This window comes from Streptomyces sp. NPDC127106, assembly GCF_042677605.1.
Classification (GTDB): domain Bacteria; phylum Actinomycetota; class Actinomycetes; order Streptomycetales; family Streptomycetaceae; genus Streptomyces.
In genome coordinates this window covers 99,425-114,764 of sequence record NZ_JBHXTC010000003.1, presented here as the reverse complement: position 1 = coordinate 114,764, position 15,340 = coordinate 99,425, and the positions used below count along the sequence as shown (strand labels likewise).

Below are 15,340 nucleotides of genomic sequence, written 5' to 3'. Positions count from 1 at the left end.
CCATGTCCGCAGCCCTCGCGTCCCGACGCCAGTTCCTGACCCTGCTCGGCATCTCGGCGGCCGCGGTGGGCTGCGGCACGGCCACCGCCGGCGGCGCCGGTTCCCGGGAGCAGGTCACCACCCTCAAGTACCAGGGGTCCGTCGGAGCGGTCACCCTGCCCGAACTCGCCGCCGACCTGGGCCACCTCGGCAACCTGGAGCTGGAGTGGGTCGGCAACACGATCAGCGGCCCGCAGGACATCCAGTCGGCCGCCACCGGACAGATCCACTTCGGCGGAGCCTTCAACGGGGCCGTGGTCAAGCTCGCGGCGAGCAAGGCACCGATCAAGGCCGTCATTTCCTATTACGGCGCCGACCGGCACGCGTACAGCGGCTACTACGTGCTGGAGGACAGTCCGGTCCGCAGCGCACGGGACCTGGTCGGCAAGAAGGTCGGCATGAACACCCTGGGCGCCCACGCCCAGGCCGTGCTGGAGATGTACCTGAGCCGCAACGGACTGTCGAAGGCGGACGCGGCCGGGGTGGAATCCCTCGTGGTCCCCCCGGTCAACACCGAGCAGGCCCTGCGGCAGAAGCAGATCGAGGTCGGCGTGCTCGGCGGCGTGCTGCGCGACAAGGCCCTCGCAGGCGGCGGGATCCGCCCCTTGTTCACCGACTTCGAGCTGCTCGGTGCGTTCAGTGCCGGGAGCTATGTGATGACCGAGCGGTTCATCGAGCAGAACCCGGACACCGTACGCACCTTCGTGACCGGTGTGGCGAAGGCCATCGAGTGGTCCCGCACCACCCCGCGCGAGCAGGTCATCGCCCGGATGACGGACATCGTCACCCGGCGCGGCCGCAACGAGGACACCTCCACGCTCAAGTACTGGCAGTCGTACGGCGTCGCCGAGACCGGCGGGCGCATCTCCGACAAGGAGTTCCAGATCTGGCTGGACTGGCTCGGGGAGCGCGGCGAGACCAAGAAGGGCCAGCTCAAGGCGTCCGACCTCTACACCAACGAGTTCAACGGATACGGGAAGGGGTGACGTCCGCCATGGCGGAGATCGTGTTCGAGCAGGTCCGCAAGGAATTCGGGGGGTTCACCGCCCTCGACGGCATCGACCTGGAGATCCGCGACGGCGAGTTCCTCGTGGTCGTCGGCCCCAGCGGGTGCGGCAAGTCGACGCTGCTGGACCTGTTGGGCGGACTGGCCCGGCCGTCCGGCGGGCGCATCCTGCTCGACGGGAAACCGGTCACCGGTCCCGGCCTGGACCGCGGCATCGTCTTCCAGCAGTACGCGCTGCTGCCGTGGCGCACCGCACAGGGCAACGTCGAGCTCGGCCTGGAGGCCACCGGGGTGCCGCGCCGCCAACGCGCCGCGCGGGCCCGGGAGTTCCTCGACCTGGTCGGGCTGACCGGATTCGAGGAGCGGCATCCGCACGAACTGTCCGGCGGGATGCGCCAGCGCGTGGCGATCGCCCGGGCGCTGGCGTACGACCCGGACGTCCTGCTGATGGACGAGCCGTTCGCGGCGCTCGACGCGCAGACGCGGGAGTCGCTCCAGGACGAGCTGCGCCGGATCTGGCAGAGCACCGGCAAGACCGTCGTGTTCATCACGCACGGCATCGAGGAGGCGGTCTACCTCGGGCAGCGGGTCGCCGTCATGACCTCCCGGCCCGGCCGGATCAAGGAGGTCGTCCCGATCACCTTCCGGGACGGCGACGGACTGCTGGGCGAGGCCCTGCGGTCCAGCCCCGAGTTCGCCCGCCACCGGCACGGGATCTGGTCCCTGCTGCACGAAGAGGTGGCCCGCGCCCAGCAACTGGAGAAGGAGGCGGCAGCCGCATGATCACCGGAACCGACACCACCGCCCTGGCCGCGGCGGGCCGCGCCGTCCCGCCCGCCCCGGGCCCGCCCGGGAACCCTCCCGTCGTGCAGTCCGCCCCGGTGTCCGCCCCGCCCCGGGCGGAGCCTGCGCCGGACCCGGGCGAGCCGGGCCCGGACAGCCGCGGAGCGGCGGGCCCGCCCGCCACGGGCGCAGCGGCACGGCGTGCCGGCCGGGTGCTCGGCCGCGGGATCAAGGCCGTTGCCGTCCGGTCCGCCGCCGTGCTCGCGCTGCTCGTGCTGTGGGAGCTCGCCCCGCGGCTGGGCCTCGTCGACGGCACGTTCCTGCCGCCCGTCAGCGAGGTCGGCGTCGCCTGGTGGGAGCTCGCGGGGGACGGGCAGCTCGCCGAACACGCCCGGGCCAGCCTGGTCCGCTCCGTCGGCGGGTTCGGGATCGCCGTCGCCGTCGCCGTCCCGCTCGGCCTCCTCATCGGCTGGTACCGGCCGCTCGCCGACTTCCTCGGCCCGCTGCTGGAGGTCTTCCGCAACACCGCGGCCCTCGCGCTGCTGCCGGTCTTCGTCCTGCTCCTCGGCATCGGGGAGACCTCGAAGGTGTCGATCGTCGTCTACGCCTGCCTCTGGCCGGTCCTGCTCAACACCGTCAGCGCGGTCCGCAACGCCGACCCCACCCTCGTCCGGCTGGCCCGGTCGCTGGACCTGTCCACGCCCCGGCTGTTCCAGAAGGTGATCCTCCCGGCCTCCGTGCCGGCGGTCTTCACCGGCATCCGGCTGGCCGGCGCCGTGTCCATCCTGGTCCTGGTCGCCGCCGAGATGATCGGCGCCAAGGCCGGGCTCGGCTACCTCGTCAACGCCTCGCAGTTCAACTTCGCGATCCCGCAGATGTACGCGGGCATCATCACGATCTCCGCGATCGGTGTCGCCTTCAACCAGCTGCTCGTCACCGTGGAACGCCGCCTCAGCCTGTGGCGCGTCCCCGCCTCCGCCTAGGGAAACCCACATGCCCACCCGGACGCCCCGCACCCTGCACCTCAACGCGTTCCTGATGAACGCCGGCCACCACGACGCCGCCTGGCGGCACCCTGACAGCTCACCCGAGCGGGTGACCGACCCGGCCTACTTCCAGGAGCTCGCCCGCACCGCCGAACGCGGCAAGCTCGACTCCGTCTTCTTCGCGGACGGCCTCGCCCTGTGGGGCAAGGCCCGGTACAACGCCCTCGGCGGCTTCGAACCGCTCACGCTGCTCTCCGCGATCGCGGCCGTCACGGAGCACGTCGGTCTGATCGCCACCGTCTCCACCACCTTCAACGAGCCCTTCCACCTGGCGCGGAAGTTCGCCTCCCTCGACCACATCAGCGGTGGCCGGGCCGGCTGGAACATCGTCACCTCCGGCACCGTCGACGAGGCCCGCAACTTCGGGCGGGAAGAGCACCTCGAACACGGGCTCCGCTACGAGCGCGCCCGCGAGTTCCTCGACGTGGCCACCAAGTTGTGGGACAGCTGGGAGGACGACGCGATCGTCCTCGACAGGGAGCGCGGCGTCTACGCCGACACCGACAGGCTCCACCCCGCCGCCCACCGCGGCACCCACTTCGGGGTCGCCGGCCCGCTGAACGTGCCCCGCTCCCCCCAGGGGTACCCGCTGCTCGTGCAGGCCGGCTCCTCCGAGGACGGCAAGGAGTTCGCCGCGCAGTACGCCGAGGCAGTGTTCACCGCCCAGCAGACCCTCGCCGACGGCCAGGCCTTCTACAAGGACCTCACGTCACGGCTCGCCCGGTACGGGCGGAGCGAGGACGACCTGCTGGTCCTCCCCGGCATCGCCCCGATCATCGGCTCCACCGAAGCGGAGGCGAAGGCCCTGGAGCGGCAGCTCACCGAGCTCCAGGTGCCGGAGTACGGGCTCGCCCAGCTGTCCGGGATGCTCGGCACCGACCTCACCGGCCTGCCGCTGGACGGCCCGCTGCCCGATCTCCCCGAGGAGCGGGACATCAACGGCAACAAGAGCCGGTTCACGCTCGTCGCCGAACTCGCCCGCCGCGAAGGCCTGACGCTGCGCGAGCTGATCGCCCGGCTCGGGGCCGGGCGCGGCCACCGCGTGTACGCCGGCACGCCCGAGCAGATCGCCGACCAGCTCCAGGAGTGGTTCCTCGGCGGAGCCGCCGACGGCTTCAACATCATGGCTCCGGTCCTGCCCTCGGGGCTCACCGACTTCGTCGACCACGTCGTGCCGATCCTGCAGCGGCGCGGGCTGTTCCGCACCGAGTACACCGGCGGCACGCTGCGCGAGAACTACGGGCTGCCGCGTCCCGCCAACCGCCACACCGCCGGGGCCCGCCGATGACGTCCCGTGACCGGCTGGGGGGCCGTCAGGCGGGCAGGGTGTTGCGGTGGGAGCGGCGGCGGGCCGCGCTGAAGAGGGCCTGGATCTGTACGCCGGACTGCTCGACGTCGTCCAGCGGCGAGGGGAAGGGCAGGGTGACGTCGCGGTGGTCGCGGGCCTCCTCCAGGCGCAGGGTGATTCCGTAGCGGTCCATGGCGAGCGGGAGCGCGCGCACGAGGGCGGCGGTGGGCGCGGGCCGGACCAGGCGGAGGAGGAGGGTGACGAGTTCGGCGTGGTCGTCGAGGAGGTGGGTGAGCATGCCGGCCTCGTACGGCGCGAGCGGGTCGGGGGAGGCCGCCTCCAGCTCGTGCAGGCCGACGTACGAGCGCTGCCCGTCCCCGGTCTCCAGGACGGCCCGGTCGAACTCCATGCAGGTGGAGGCGTCGGGGTCGGTGTCCGCGTACGGGGTGAGGAGGCGGCCGAGGAGCGTGACGCGGGCGCGCACCCGGTCCCGTACGGGGGTGGGGGCGATGTCGGTGAACTCCAGCCGGATCGCGGGCCGGTGTTCGGCGTGGCCGCCGGGCTCGACGGGGTGCAGGTGGAGCCGGCCGAGGGGGTCCGTGCCGTCGAGGTGGCGGACTTCGGTGGCCAGGCCGTCGACGGTCACGGTCATGGAGTGGGCGGCGGCCAGGATCGACCGGACCCGCTCGGCGTCGGTGGACATGCGCATCTCTCTCCCTCACGGCCTACTTAGGTATGCCTAACCTAACTCATGCTGGGTGTGGGGTGAACCCCGGATCCCGCCACTCCGTGTCGTTGTTGGGCTGAACGGGTGAAGCGCGAGAGGATGGGGGGATGCACATGAAGCGCACGGTCGAGGCGGTCCGGTGAGCAGGTACGACGTCACGGACGAACAGTGGGAGGGGCTCGCACAGGTGGTCCCCCTGCGCAGCCGCAACGAGTGGCCCTCGCGGGTGGACCACCGCACGATCCCCACGACCCCCAAGGCGTCCGCGGCGGAACAGCGTCGCTTCGTCGTGATCCGGGTCCAGGTCTTCGCCGACGCCCGGGAGGTGGCCGAGTACCTGATCGCCCAGATCCCGGTGCTGCTCGACCTCACCGGTGCGGACACCGAAGTGGCCAAGCGGATCCTGGACTTCAGCAGCGGCGTCGTCTTCGGGCTGGGCAGCGGCATGCACCGGGTCGACCGGAACGTCTTCCTGCTGGCGCCCGTCGGGACCGAGGTCGAGGGGATCGCGGCCGCGGCCGTCCCCCGATCGTAGGAAGGTCGCCGCGACGGAACGGTTCACCGACCCCGCGGGGGGCCCGGGGGCCCGTACCGTCCGGCGCATGGACGCCACCTCGGACGCGGCGGACGCCCGGGCCGCCGCCCTCCCGGGCCCCCGGCCCGCTCTGACGGTCCCCCCGCGGCCCCGGGCCCCGGCGGACGGCCCGGTCGCGGACGCCGCGGTGCACGGCCCGGTCGCGGACGCCGCGGTGCACGGCACGGTCGCGGACGCCGCGGTGCACGGCACGGTCGCGGACGCCGTCGGTCCCGGTCTCGATCCCGGCCCCGCCGCCGTCGGCCGCGGCCCGGTCGCGGACCCCGTCGTGCAGCTTCGGCCGGCCGTCACCGAGCTGCGGCTCTCCGCCTTCGGCGCGCACCGCGCAGCCGTCTTTCCGCTCGGCCCCATCGCGCTCTTCGCCGGGCCCAGCGGGAGCGGGAAGTCCCAGGCCCTGGCCGCCCTGGAAGCCCTGGCCCGGCTCGGGTCCGGCGCCACCCTGGACCGGGCGTTCCCCGACCCGAGCTCCCGGATCCCCGATCGGGCCCGCCCCGACGAGCAGGGACGGCGCGGGTTCCGCATCGGCTGCACCGTCGACGGGCCCCTCGGACCCGTCCGCCTCGACCTCGCCGTACAGGCCGAGCCGGAGCTGCGGATCGCCGGCGAGCGGCTCTCCATCGACGGCCGGATCCTGCTCGCCACCGCACTGCGCGACCCGGGCCGGCGCACCGTCCAGGCCGCCTGGCTCACCGGCGGCAGCACCGGGGTCACCCGGGCCCCGCTCCCCGACGACCGGCTCGGCACCGCCCTGATACCGCTCCGCGTGGCCGGCGCCACGCCCGGCCAGCGCGAGGTCCTCGCCGCCGCCGAGCAGGTCGTGGTGGCGCTGCGCTCGGTGTTCCCCTGCGATCCACAGCCCGAGCGGATGCGCGCCCCCGTCCCCCGGGGCGGGGGCCGGCTGCTGGGCGACTGCGCCAACCTGGCCGACGTGTTGCGCCGTACCCGGCACGAGTGCGGCACCCGCCACGCACTGCTGACCGGCGCGGCCCGGACGGCGTGCGCCGGCCCGGTGCACGGCCTCGACGTCCGGTCCGTCGACGGCGGTCTCGTCGCCGCCCTGCTGGAACGCGGCCCCGGACGGCCCGCCACCGAGCTCGGCCGGCTCGGCTCGGGCGAACTCCGCTTCCTCGCACTGGCCCTGGTCCTGCTGACCGGGCCCGGGGTGCTCGCCATGGACCCGGCCGCCGAACTCCTCTCCGCCCGGCAGGCGCTGACCGTCCTCGCCGACGGCTTCGACCGCTGCCTGGACCCGCGGCAGGCCGCCGAGCTGCTGCGCCTGGCCGCGCTGTCCTGCGCGCGCGGTCACGTCCGCGTCGTCGCGGCCGTGGGCCCCCGGACCGCGGCGGCCGCCCGCCCGGTGTCCGGGGTCGCGGTGGTAGACCTGGGGCCATGAGCGAGACGAGCGAGCGGCGGCCGGACGACGGCCGTCCCGAGGAGCGGCTGCACCAACTCCAGCGGCGGCTGGCCGGCTTCGCCGCCGCGCGCGGCTGGGAGCCGTACCACACCCCGAAGAACCTGGCCGTAGCGCTGAGTGTGGAGGCGGCGGAACTGGTCGAAATCTTCCAGTGGCTGACGCCGGAACAGTCGGCGAAGGTCATGGAGAAGCCGGAATCCGCACACCGCGTGGTCGACGAGGTGGCCGACGTGCTCGCGTATCTGCTGCAATTCTGTGAGGTTCTGGGGGTGGATGTGTTGGATGCGCTCGCCGCGAAGATCGAGAGGAACGAGCTCCGTTTCCCGGTGGAGGGAACCTCGACACCAAATCGTCACTCTTCGGAGTGATCGGGTTGTTCACAACCACGTTTGTGTCCAGAGATTTCCGAATACCCCTGGCTTTACTGGCCCATTGCCCTCACTCTGGGTAGTGGCGAGAACGGCGGATGTCGTGCGGACGGGGGACGGCATATGGATGCGGTACGGCTCATCGCGGCCGGCCGGCACGCGCTGGCGCGGAGCGGGGCGGCACTGGACATCGTGGGCGAGGCCTGGCAGGCCCAGGCACTGGCCCAGGGCATGGGGAACTGGCTCGCGGTCACCGGACCGCGGGAGCTGAGATCGGAGGCGCGGGGACTGGGCGAAGCGGGAGGCAGAGGCTGCGGGGTGTTCGACAGAGCCGCCCTGCGCGGTGAGGGTCGCGGGCCCGACCACCCGCCGAGAGCGGCGCAGCTCAGCGGGGTGGCCGATGTCCGGCAGGCACTGCTCGGACTCCAGGAGCTGCTGGGCGAGGTGGGGATAGCCCTGGTCGGCGTGGCCTGCGCGACGGACGACGAGAGCCTGTACTGGCAGTGCATAGAGTCCATCGACGCGGCCGACGAGTCGAGCGACCGGGTACGGGCGATCCTGCGCCTGCTGATGGTCCGCGAGCGGGGCTCGACCACGGGCGCGGTCTGACCGGCGGAAGAGCGGCAGCCCGGCGGCGGGTTCGTCCGGCGGCGGGGTCGTCCGACGGCCCGGCGGCCCGGGCGGGCTGCCGGACGGGGAGCGGTCAGAACGGGCGGTACGAGCGGCGGTCGCCCTCCGGGGTGCCGGGGGCCGCGGCTGACGGCGCGCCGGGGGCGCGGTCCGCGGAGGACTGGAGCTCGGCGTCGAGCTGCGACAGGTCGGCGTTCAGGGCCGCCATCAGCTCCTCCATCTGCTGGAGCAGGCCCTTCGGCGCGTCGTCCGCGGCGGCCCCGCCGGGCTCCCGGCGCGCGTGATCGGGCGCGGACTCGTAGGACATGGCGGCCTCCTCGGCCCTGGCCCTTCCGGGGCGGAAGGGGCGGTGTACGCACCGGCGGGCGCCGCCGGCGCGCGGGCCGGGCGGTCCGGCTCCGGACGTGCCAACGATCTCGGTCCGGGCCGGTCACTGGCCGGGCCGGGCGCGGGCCGTCCGGTTGACCCGGATTCACTCGGCAGGGGTGGGATGGGGGCAGGATGGAGGGCATGGATCTGCGTATCTTCACCGAGCCCCAGCAGGGCGCGAGCTACGACACCCTCCTGACCGTCGCGAAGGCCACCGAGGACCTCGGCTTCGAGGCGTTCTTCCGGTCCGATCACTACCTGAAGATGGGGTCGGCCGACGGGCTGCCCGGGCCCACCGACGCCTGGATCACCTTGGCCGGCCTGGCGCGGGAGACGCGCCGGATCCGGCTGGGCACGCTGATGACGGCCGGCACCTTCCGGCTGCCGGGCGTGCTCGCCATCCAGGTCGCCCAGGTCGACCAGATGTCCGGCGGCCGCGTCGAACTCGGCTTGGGCGCGGGCTGGTTCGAGGAGGAGCACAAGGCGTACGGGATCCCCTTCCCCGCGGAGCGGATGGCACGCCTGGAGGAGCAGCTCGCCATCGTCACCGGCCTGTGGGCCACCGACCCGGGGGCCGTGTTCGACTTCACGGGCACCCACTACCGGGTGGAGAACTCCCCGGCGCTGCCCAAGCCCGCCCAGGCCAAGGTGCCCGTCCTCATCGGCGGCCACGGCGCCAAGCGCACCCCGCGCCTCGCCGCCCGCTACGCCGACGAGTTCAATATGCCCTTCGCCTCGATCGCGGACAGCGAGCGGCAGTTCGACCGGGTGCGCAGGGCCGCGGAGGCGGCCGGGCGCAAGCCCGACGACCTCGTCTACTCCAACGCCCTGGTGGTCTGCGTGGGCCGGGACGACGCCGAGGTCGCCCGCCGGGCCGCCGCCATCGGCCGCGACGTCGACGAGCTCAAGGCGAACGGCCTGGCCGGCTCGCCCGCCGAGGTCGTCCACAAGATCGGCACCTACGAGGCCATCGGCTCCTCCCGCGTCTACCTCCAGCTGCTCGACCTCGACGACCTGGACCACCTGGAGCTGATCTCGGCCCAGGTGCTGTCCCAGCTCCGCTGAGGCAGGTGCGGCACGATGCCCCGCGCGTCCGGCCCGCTCGCCGAAGCCCTGTCCCGCAGGACCGTCGTCCTGGACGGCGGTCTGAGCAACCAGCTCGCCGACCAGGGCTGCGACCTCTCCGGCGGCCTCTGGACGGGCCGGGTGCTCGCCGAGGCACCCGGCCAGGTCGGGGCCGCCCACGCCGCGTACGCGCGGGCCGGCGCCGAGGTGCTGATCACCGCCAGCTACCAGGTGGGGTACGGGGCCTTCGCCGCCCGCGGCCACGACCGTGCGGAGACCACCGCCCTCCTGCGGCGCAGCGTCACCCTGGCGGCCCGGGCCGCGGAGGCCGCCGACCACGAGGTGTGGGTCGCCGCCTCCGTCGGCCCGTACGGGGCGGTCCTCGCGGACGGCTCCGAGTACCGCGGCCGGTACGGGCTGACCGTGCGCGAGCTCGCCGCCTTCCACCGTCCGCGCATCGAGGCCCTGCTGGCGGCCGGCCCCGACCTGCTGGCGGTGGAGACGATTCCCGACGCGGCCGAGGCGGAAGCGGTGGTCACCGTCCTCGCCGAGACGGGCGCCCCCGCCTGGATCGGCTACACCGTCGCCGCCGGGCGGACCCGCGCCGGCGACCCCCTGGCCGAGGCCTTCGCCCTCGCCGCGGCCTCCCCGCAGGTCATCGCGACCGGCGTCAACTGCTGCGATCCGCAGGACGTGCTGCCCGCGCTGGAGGCCGCCGCCGCCGTCACGGACCTGCCGCTCCTGGCCTACCCCAACGACGGCTCCGTCTGGGACGCGGCCACCGGCACCTGGGCCCGCCCGGCCGCCCCCGCCCCCTGGCCCACGGCCGCCTGGCGGCGCGCCGGGGCCCGCCTCATCGGCGGCTGCTGCCGCATCGGCCCGGCCCGCATCGCCCGGCTGGCCGCCGAGGCCGCCGAGGCCGGGCGAGCCGGAGGAGCCGGAGGAGCCGGAGGAGCCCGAGGAGTCGGGGGAGTCGGGGGAGTCGGGGGAAGCGGAGGAACCGCGGGGGCCGGCGGCGGTGCCGGAAAATAGCGAGCAGCGGAAGCGGGTGACGGGCAAGAATCGGTCGTGTGTTCCTGACGATCTCCACCACCGGTATCCCTGAACGACCCGCCACCGACCTGGGCTTTCTGCTGCACAAGCATCCCGGCAAGGCGCAGGCGTTCGCCACGTCCCACGGCACGGCCCACGTCTTCTACCCCGAGGCCGCGCCCGAGCGCTGCACGGCGGCCCTGCTGCTGGAAGTGGACCCCGTCGCGCTCGTGCGCCGCGGGCAGGGCAAGGGCCGGGGCGGGGCACCCGACGCGGCGCTGGCGCAGTACGTCAACGACCGCCCGTACGCCGCCTCCTCGCTGCTCGCCGTCGCCCTGCGCGCGGTGTTCGGCAGCGCGCTGAACGGCCGCTGCACCGCCCGTCCGGACCTCGTCGAGCAGGTCCGTCCGCTGCGCATCGAGATTCCGGCGCTGCCCGCCCGCGGCGGGGCGGACCTGGTGCACCGGCTGTTCGACCCGCTCGGCTGGGACCTCGTACGGCCCGAGCCGCTGCCGCTGGACGAGCAGTTCCCCGAGTGGGGGGACTCCCGCTACGTACGGCTGGTCCTGGAGGGCGAGCTGCGGCTCACCGACGCACTGCGCCAGCTGTACGTCCTGCTGCCCGTGCTCGACGACGCCAAGCACTACTGGGTCGCCCCCGACGAGGTGGACAAGCTGCTGAGGGCCGGTGACGGCTGGCTCGCCGGGCATCCCGAGCACGGCCTGATCACCTCCCGCTACCTGGCCCGGCAGAAGCGGCTGACCCGGGACGCCCTGGAGCGTCTGGAGCTGGCCCGCCTCGCCGAGGCGGACGGCAGCGAGGCCGAGGACCTGGACAACGCCGTCGACGAGGACACCGACACCGCCGAGCGGCCCGTGCCGCTGGCCGTGCGGCGCCGCGAGGCGATCGTCGCCGCGCTGCGCGCCGCCGGCGCCGCCCGGGTCCTCGACCTGGGCTGCGGCCAGGGTCAGCTGGTGCAGGAGCTGCTGCGGGACGTGTCGTTCACCGAGATCACCGGTGTCGACGTGTCCGTACGGGCCCTGGGCACCGCGGCCCGGCGGCTGCGGCTGGACCGGATGGGGGAGAAGCAGAGCGGGCGCGTACGGCTGCTGCAGGGTTCGCTCGCGTACACCGACAAGCGGCTGGCCGGCTACGACGCGGCCGTGCTCAGCGAGGTCGTCGAGCACCTGGACCCGCCGAGGCTGCCCGCCCTGGAGTACGCGGTGTTCGGCGCGGCCCGTCCCCGCACGGTCCTCGTGACCACGCCCAACGCGGAGTACAACGTCCGCTGGGAGACCCTGCCCGCCGGGCGGTTCCGGCACGCGGACCACCGCTTCGAGTGGACCCGCGCCGAGTTCCGGGACTGGGCCGCGGCCGTCGCCGGGAGTCACGGGTACACCGTGCAGTTCACGCCCGTAGGCGAGGACGATCCCGAGGTCGGCCCGCCTACCCAGATGGCCGTCTTCACCCGGGCCGCCGACACCGCCGACACCACCCGCACGACCCGCACGACCGACACCGCCGACACCACCCGCACCACCGACACCCCGAAGGAGGGAGAGGCGGCATGACCACCGAAGCCACCGGCACCGGAACCACCGGTTCCGCCACCGCCAGCACCGACCGCCGCGTGCTCCCCGTCACCGACCTGTCCCTCGTCGTCCTGATCGGCGCCACCGGATCGGGCAAGTCCACCTTCGCCCGCCGGCACTTCAAGCCCACCGAGGTCATCTCCTCCGACCACTGCCGCGGGCTCGTCAGCGACGACGAGAACGACCAGAGCGCCAGCAAGGACGCCTTCGACGTCCTGCACTACGTCGCCGGCAAGCGCCTGGCCGCCGGTCGCCTCACCGTGATCGACGCCACCAGCGTCCAGCAGGAGGCCCGCCGGCAGTTGGTGCGGCTCGCCCGCGAGCACGACGTACTGCCCATCGCCATCGTCCTCGACCTGCCCGAGCAGGTCTGCGCCGAGCGCAACGCCGCCCGCCCCGACCGGGCCCACCTGCCCCGCCACGTCATCCAGCGGCACCGCCGCGAGCTGCGCCGCTCGCTGCGCGGCCTGGAGCGCGAGGGCTTCCGCAAGGTGCACGTCCTGCGCTCCGTCGAGGAGGTCGAGAACGCCGAGGTCGTCCTCGAGAAGCGCTTCAACGACCTCACGCACCTCACCGGGCCCTTCGACATCATCGGCGACGTCCACGGCTGCTCCTCCGAGCTGGAGACCCTGCTCGCCACGCTCGGCTACGAGGACGGCGCCCACCCCGAGGGCCGCACCGCCGTGTTCGTCGGCGACCTGGTCGACCGCGGCCCGGACAGCCCCGGCGTCCTGCGCCGCGTGATGGGCATGGTCCGCTCCGGCAACGCGCTGTGCGTGCCGGGCAACCACGAGAACAAGCTCGGCCGCTACCTCAAGGGCTCCAAGGTCCAGCTGACCCACGGCCTCGCCGAGACCGTCGAGCAGCTCGGCCGCGAGCCCGAGGAGTTCGTGCAGGAGGTCCGCGCGTTCATCGCCGGCCTGGTCAGCCACTACCTCCTCGACGGCGGCCGGCTGGTGGTCTGCCACGCCGGCCTGCCCGAGAAGTACCACGGCCGGACCTCCGGCCGGGTCCGCGCGCACGCCCTGTACGGGGAGACCACCGGCGAGACCGACGAGTTCGGCCTGCCGGTGCGCTACCCGTGGGCCGAGGAGTACCGGGGCAAGGCGGCCGTGGTCTACGGCCACACCCCGGTCCCGGACACCTCCTGGATCAACAACACCATCTGCCTCGACACCGGCGCGGTCTTCGGCGGCAGGATGACCGCCCTGCGCTGGCCGGAGCGGGAACTGGTCGACGTACCGGCGGAGAAGGTCTGGTACGAGCCGGTCAAGCCGCTCGCCGCCGAGGCCCCCGGGGGCCGTGAGGGCCGCCCGCTCGACCTGGCCGACGTGCACGGGCGGCGCACCGTGGAGACCCGGCACCTGGGCAACGTGGCCGTGCGCGAGGAGAACGCGGCGGCCGCCCTGGAGGTCATGAGCCGCTTCGCGGTGGACCCCCGGCTGGTGCCGTACCTGCCGCCGACGATGGCGCCCACGGCGACCTCGAAGGACGGCCACCACCTGGAACACCCGGCGGAGGCCTTCGCCCAGTACCGGGCCGACGGCATCGCCCAGGTCGTCTGCGAGGAGAAGCACATGGGCTCCCGCGCCACCGTCCTGGTGTGCCGGGACGCGGACGCGGCCCGGGAGCGGTTCGCCGCCGTCGGCTCCGCCACCGGCTCCGTCTACACCCGTACCGGCCGGCCCTTCTTCCCGGACCCGGAGGTCACCGAGCAGGTCCTGGCCCGGATCCGGTCGGCCGTCACCGACGCGGGCCTGTGGGAGGAGCTGGACACGGACTGGCTGCTGCTCGACGGGGAGCTGCTGCCCTGGTCGCTGAAGTCCGCCGGGCTGCTGCGCAACCAGTACGCCGCCGTCGGCGCGGCCTCCCGCGGCGTCTTCCCCGATGCGATCGCCGCCCTGGCCGCGGCCCGTGAGCGGGGCGTGGACACCGGCGGGCTGCTGGAGCGCCAGCAGGAGCGGGCGGCGGACGCGGCCCGGTTCACCGACGCCTACCGCCGCTACTGCTGGACCACCGACGGGCTGGACGGCGTACGGTTCGCGCCGTTCCAGCTGCTGGCCGCGGCCGGGCGGTCGCTGGCCACCGTGCCGCACGACGAGCAGCTGTTCTGGCTGGACCGGCTCGTCGCCGCCGACGAGGCCGCCGGCACGGGGCTGTTGCGCCGCACCGGCCGGATCCTGGTCGACACCGCCGACCCGGACTCCGTACGGGCGGGCACCGACTGGTGGCTGGAGCTCACGGCCGCCGGCGGCGAGGGCATGGTCGTCAAGCCGCTCCAGGCGTACGCCCGGGACGGCAAGGGGCGCCTGGTCCAGCCGGGCATCAAGGTGCGCGGCCGGGAGTACCTGCGGATCATCTACGGTCCGGAGTACACGCGTCCGGAGCAGCTGGAGCGGCTGCGGGAGCGGCACCTGGGCCACAAGCGGTCGCTCGCGCTGCGCGAGTACGCGCTCGGGCTGGAGGCCCTGGACCGGCTGGCGGCCGGCGAGCCGCTGTGGCGGGTCCACGAGGCGGTCTTCGCGGTGCTGGCCCTGGAGTCGGAGCCGGTCGACCCCCGGCTGTGACGCCCGACCGGCCCGGCCGCTCCCGCCACCGTGCGGGCGCGGCCGGGCGTGACCGGGCGTGACCGGGCGTGACCGGGCGTGACCGGGGTGCGGCCCGCGCGGCCGGGTGTGCCGGGCACGTAAATCCCATGACGCGGCACGGCCCCGAATTAGGTCGTATGGGGGAACTTTCCCGGGGAACGCCGGGGAAACCGCGGGCGGGATCGTTCATCCAGGGCAGCGGAACGTCCGCGACCCTGGAAGGACGGAACAGCCCTTATGAAGATGACCGCGCGCGGAAGCATTGCGGCGCTCATGACCTGTATCGCCGCCGCCGGCGCGGCCGGCCCGGCAGCGGCCGACGCGGTGCCGGTCGAGGTCCCGCTGGACGCGGTGAAGACCACGCTGGGCGTGGACACCCCGCGCCTGGGCACCGGAGTGCCGCTGCCCGTCGTCGGTGCCCCGGAGATCCGCCACCACAAGGGCGACCTGCTGCCGACCCCGGTCCTGCCGGCCCTGCCGGTCGGCGCCGACCTCGGCCGCACCCTGGTCAGCACGCCCGTACCGAACCTGCTCGGCGACCCGAAGACCGACGGCGAGGGCACGCTGGAGGCCCCGGCCACCGACCTGGAAGCCCGGACCCCCGGCGTGGTCCTCGGCGCACCGCTCACGATGCCCGACGGCAGCAACCACGGCATCCCGAACGCGACCCTCCCCAAGCTGGGCCTGACCGGCCCGGAACTGGTCGGGGCGCCGACGGCGCTGCTCGGTCTGCGCTGAACCGGAGCGACCCGTGGTCCGCCCGGGCCTCCTGAGCCAACGCCACGTCAAAAAGCCGTC

General features: G+C 74.0%; 15 protein-coding genes. 13 read left to right on the top strand and 2 right to left on the bottom strand.

All coding sequences use genetic code 11. The features are described from left to right. Nucleotides 1-2: 2 nt before the first annotated feature. Genes ACFVGY_RS05055 through ACFVGY_RS05040 form a run of 4 tightly spaced genes read left to right on the top strand, consistent with a single transcriptional unit; the run spans nt 3 to nt 4,162 of the window. Nucleotides 3-1,025: an ABC transporter substrate-binding protein gene (locus tag ACFVGY_RS05055; RefSeq protein WP_385671149.1), complete on the top strand. Its 1,023-nt coding sequence runs from the start codon at nt 3-5 to the stop codon at nt 1,023-1,025. A gap of 8 nt (nt 1,026-1,033) precedes the next feature. Further along, a complete protein-coding gene (locus ACFVGY_RS05050) occupies nt 1,034-1,828 on the top strand; it encodes an ABC transporter ATP-binding protein (RefSeq protein WP_385671146.1) in 795 nt (264 codons plus the stop codon). Then, nucleotides 1,825-2,811 carry an ABC transporter permease gene (locus ACFVGY_RS05045; protein WP_385671143.1) on the top strand — a complete coding sequence of 329 codons (987 nt, stop codon included), beginning with the start codon at nt 1,825-1,827 and terminating at the stop codon, nt 2,809-2,811. Before ACFVGY_RS05050 ends, ACFVGY_RS05045 begins: the two co-directional genes overlap by 4 nt. Nucleotides 2,812-2,821: 10 nt before the next feature. Next, nucleotides 2,822-4,162 carry an LLM class flavin-dependent oxidoreductase gene (locus ACFVGY_RS05040; RefSeq protein WP_385671140.1) on the top strand — a complete coding sequence of 447 codons (1,341 nt, stop codon included), beginning with the start codon at nt 2,822-2,824 and terminating at the stop codon, nt 4,160-4,162. 25 nt (nt 4,163-4,187) lie between these two features. On the opposite strand, the gene ACFVGY_RS05035 is transcribed toward ACFVGY_RS05040, so the two are convergent. Further along, the gene (locus tag ACFVGY_RS05035; protein ID WP_385671137.1) at nt 4,188-4,865 is read right to left on the bottom strand and encodes a DUF2470 domain-containing protein; all 678 of its coding nucleotides are present in this window, start codon (nt 4,863-4,865) and stop codon (nt 4,188-4,190) included. Nucleotides 4,866-5,028: 163 nt separating this feature from the next. Here ACFVGY_RS05035 and ACFVGY_RS05030 point away from each other — a divergent pair, with 163 nt between their 5' ends. From ACFVGY_RS05030 to ACFVGY_RS05015, 4 genes are all read left to right on the top strand, one after another. After that, complete coding sequence (locus ACFVGY_RS05030) at nt 5,029-5,424, top strand: cell division protein SepF (RefSeq protein WP_179176422.1); 396 nt, start codon at nt 5,029-5,031, stop codon at nt 5,422-5,424. A gap of 130 nt (nt 5,425-5,554) precedes the next feature. After that, nucleotides 5,555-6,877 (top strand): ATP-binding protein, encoded by a 1,323-nt coding sequence (locus ACFVGY_RS05025; RefSeq protein ID WP_385671562.1) that lies wholly within the window; start codon nt 5,555-5,557, stop codon nt 6,875-6,877. Further along, nucleotides 6,874-7,266: a nucleotide pyrophosphohydrolase gene (locus ACFVGY_RS05020; RefSeq protein ID WP_385671134.1), complete on the top strand. Its 393-nt coding sequence runs from the start codon at nt 6,874-6,876 to the stop codon at nt 7,264-7,266. The genes ACFVGY_RS05025 and ACFVGY_RS05020 overlap by 4 nt, the downstream gene beginning before the upstream one ends. 123 nt (nt 7,267-7,389) lie before the next feature. Continuing rightward, nucleotides 7,390-7,875, top strand: a complete 486-nt coding sequence (locus tag ACFVGY_RS05015) for a DUF6099 family protein (protein WP_385671131.1) — start codon at nt 7,390-7,392, stop codon at nt 7,873-7,875. Between the two features lie 94 nt (nt 7,876-7,969). Here ACFVGY_RS05015 and ACFVGY_RS05010 read toward each other — a convergent pair whose 3' ends face one another. Then, on the bottom strand, nt 7,970-8,203 hold the full coding sequence (locus ACFVGY_RS05010; protein ID WP_385671129.1) for a hypothetical protein: 234 nt from the start codon (nt 8,201-8,203) through the stop codon (nt 7,970-7,972). A 203-nt stretch (nt 8,204-8,406) separates the two neighbouring features. Here ACFVGY_RS05010 and ACFVGY_RS05005 point away from each other — a divergent pair, with 203 nt between their 5' ends. The 5 genes from ACFVGY_RS05005 to ACFVGY_RS04985 all read left to right on the top strand — a co-directional run bounded on the left by ACFVGY_RS05005 (nt 8,407) and on the right by ACFVGY_RS04985 (nt 15,280). Further along, nucleotides 8,407-9,330 carry an LLM class F420-dependent oxidoreductase gene (locus tag ACFVGY_RS05005; protein WP_385671126.1) on the top strand — a complete coding sequence of 308 codons (924 nt, stop codon included), beginning with the start codon at nt 8,407-8,409 and terminating at the stop codon, nt 9,328-9,330. A gap of 15 nt (nt 9,331-9,345) precedes the next feature. Continuing rightward, a complete protein-coding gene (mmuM, locus tag ACFVGY_RS05000) occupies nt 9,346-10,362 on the top strand; it encodes a homocysteine S-methyltransferase (RefSeq protein WP_385671124.1) in 1,017 nt (338 codons plus the stop codon). A 38-nt stretch (nt 10,363-10,400) separates the two neighbouring features. Then, the gene (locus ACFVGY_RS04995; protein WP_385671122.1) at nt 10,401-11,933 is read left to right on the top strand and encodes a 3' terminal RNA ribose 2'-O-methyltransferase Hen1; all 1,533 of its coding nucleotides are present in this window, start codon (nt 10,401-10,403) and stop codon (nt 11,931-11,933) included. Then, nucleotides 11,930-14,521: a polynucleotide kinase-phosphatase gene (locus ACFVGY_RS04990; RefSeq protein ID WP_385671120.1), complete on the top strand. Its 2,592-nt coding sequence runs from the start codon at nt 11,930-11,932 to the stop codon at nt 14,519-14,521. The genes ACFVGY_RS04995 and ACFVGY_RS04990 overlap by 4 nt, the downstream gene beginning before the upstream one ends. Before the next feature lie 294 nt (nt 14,522-14,815). Beyond that, nucleotides 14,816-15,280: a hypothetical protein gene (locus tag ACFVGY_RS04985; RefSeq protein ID WP_385671118.1), complete on the top strand. Its 465-nt coding sequence runs from the start codon at nt 14,816-14,818 to the stop codon at nt 15,278-15,280. Nucleotides 15,281-15,340: the final 60 nt, after the last annotated feature.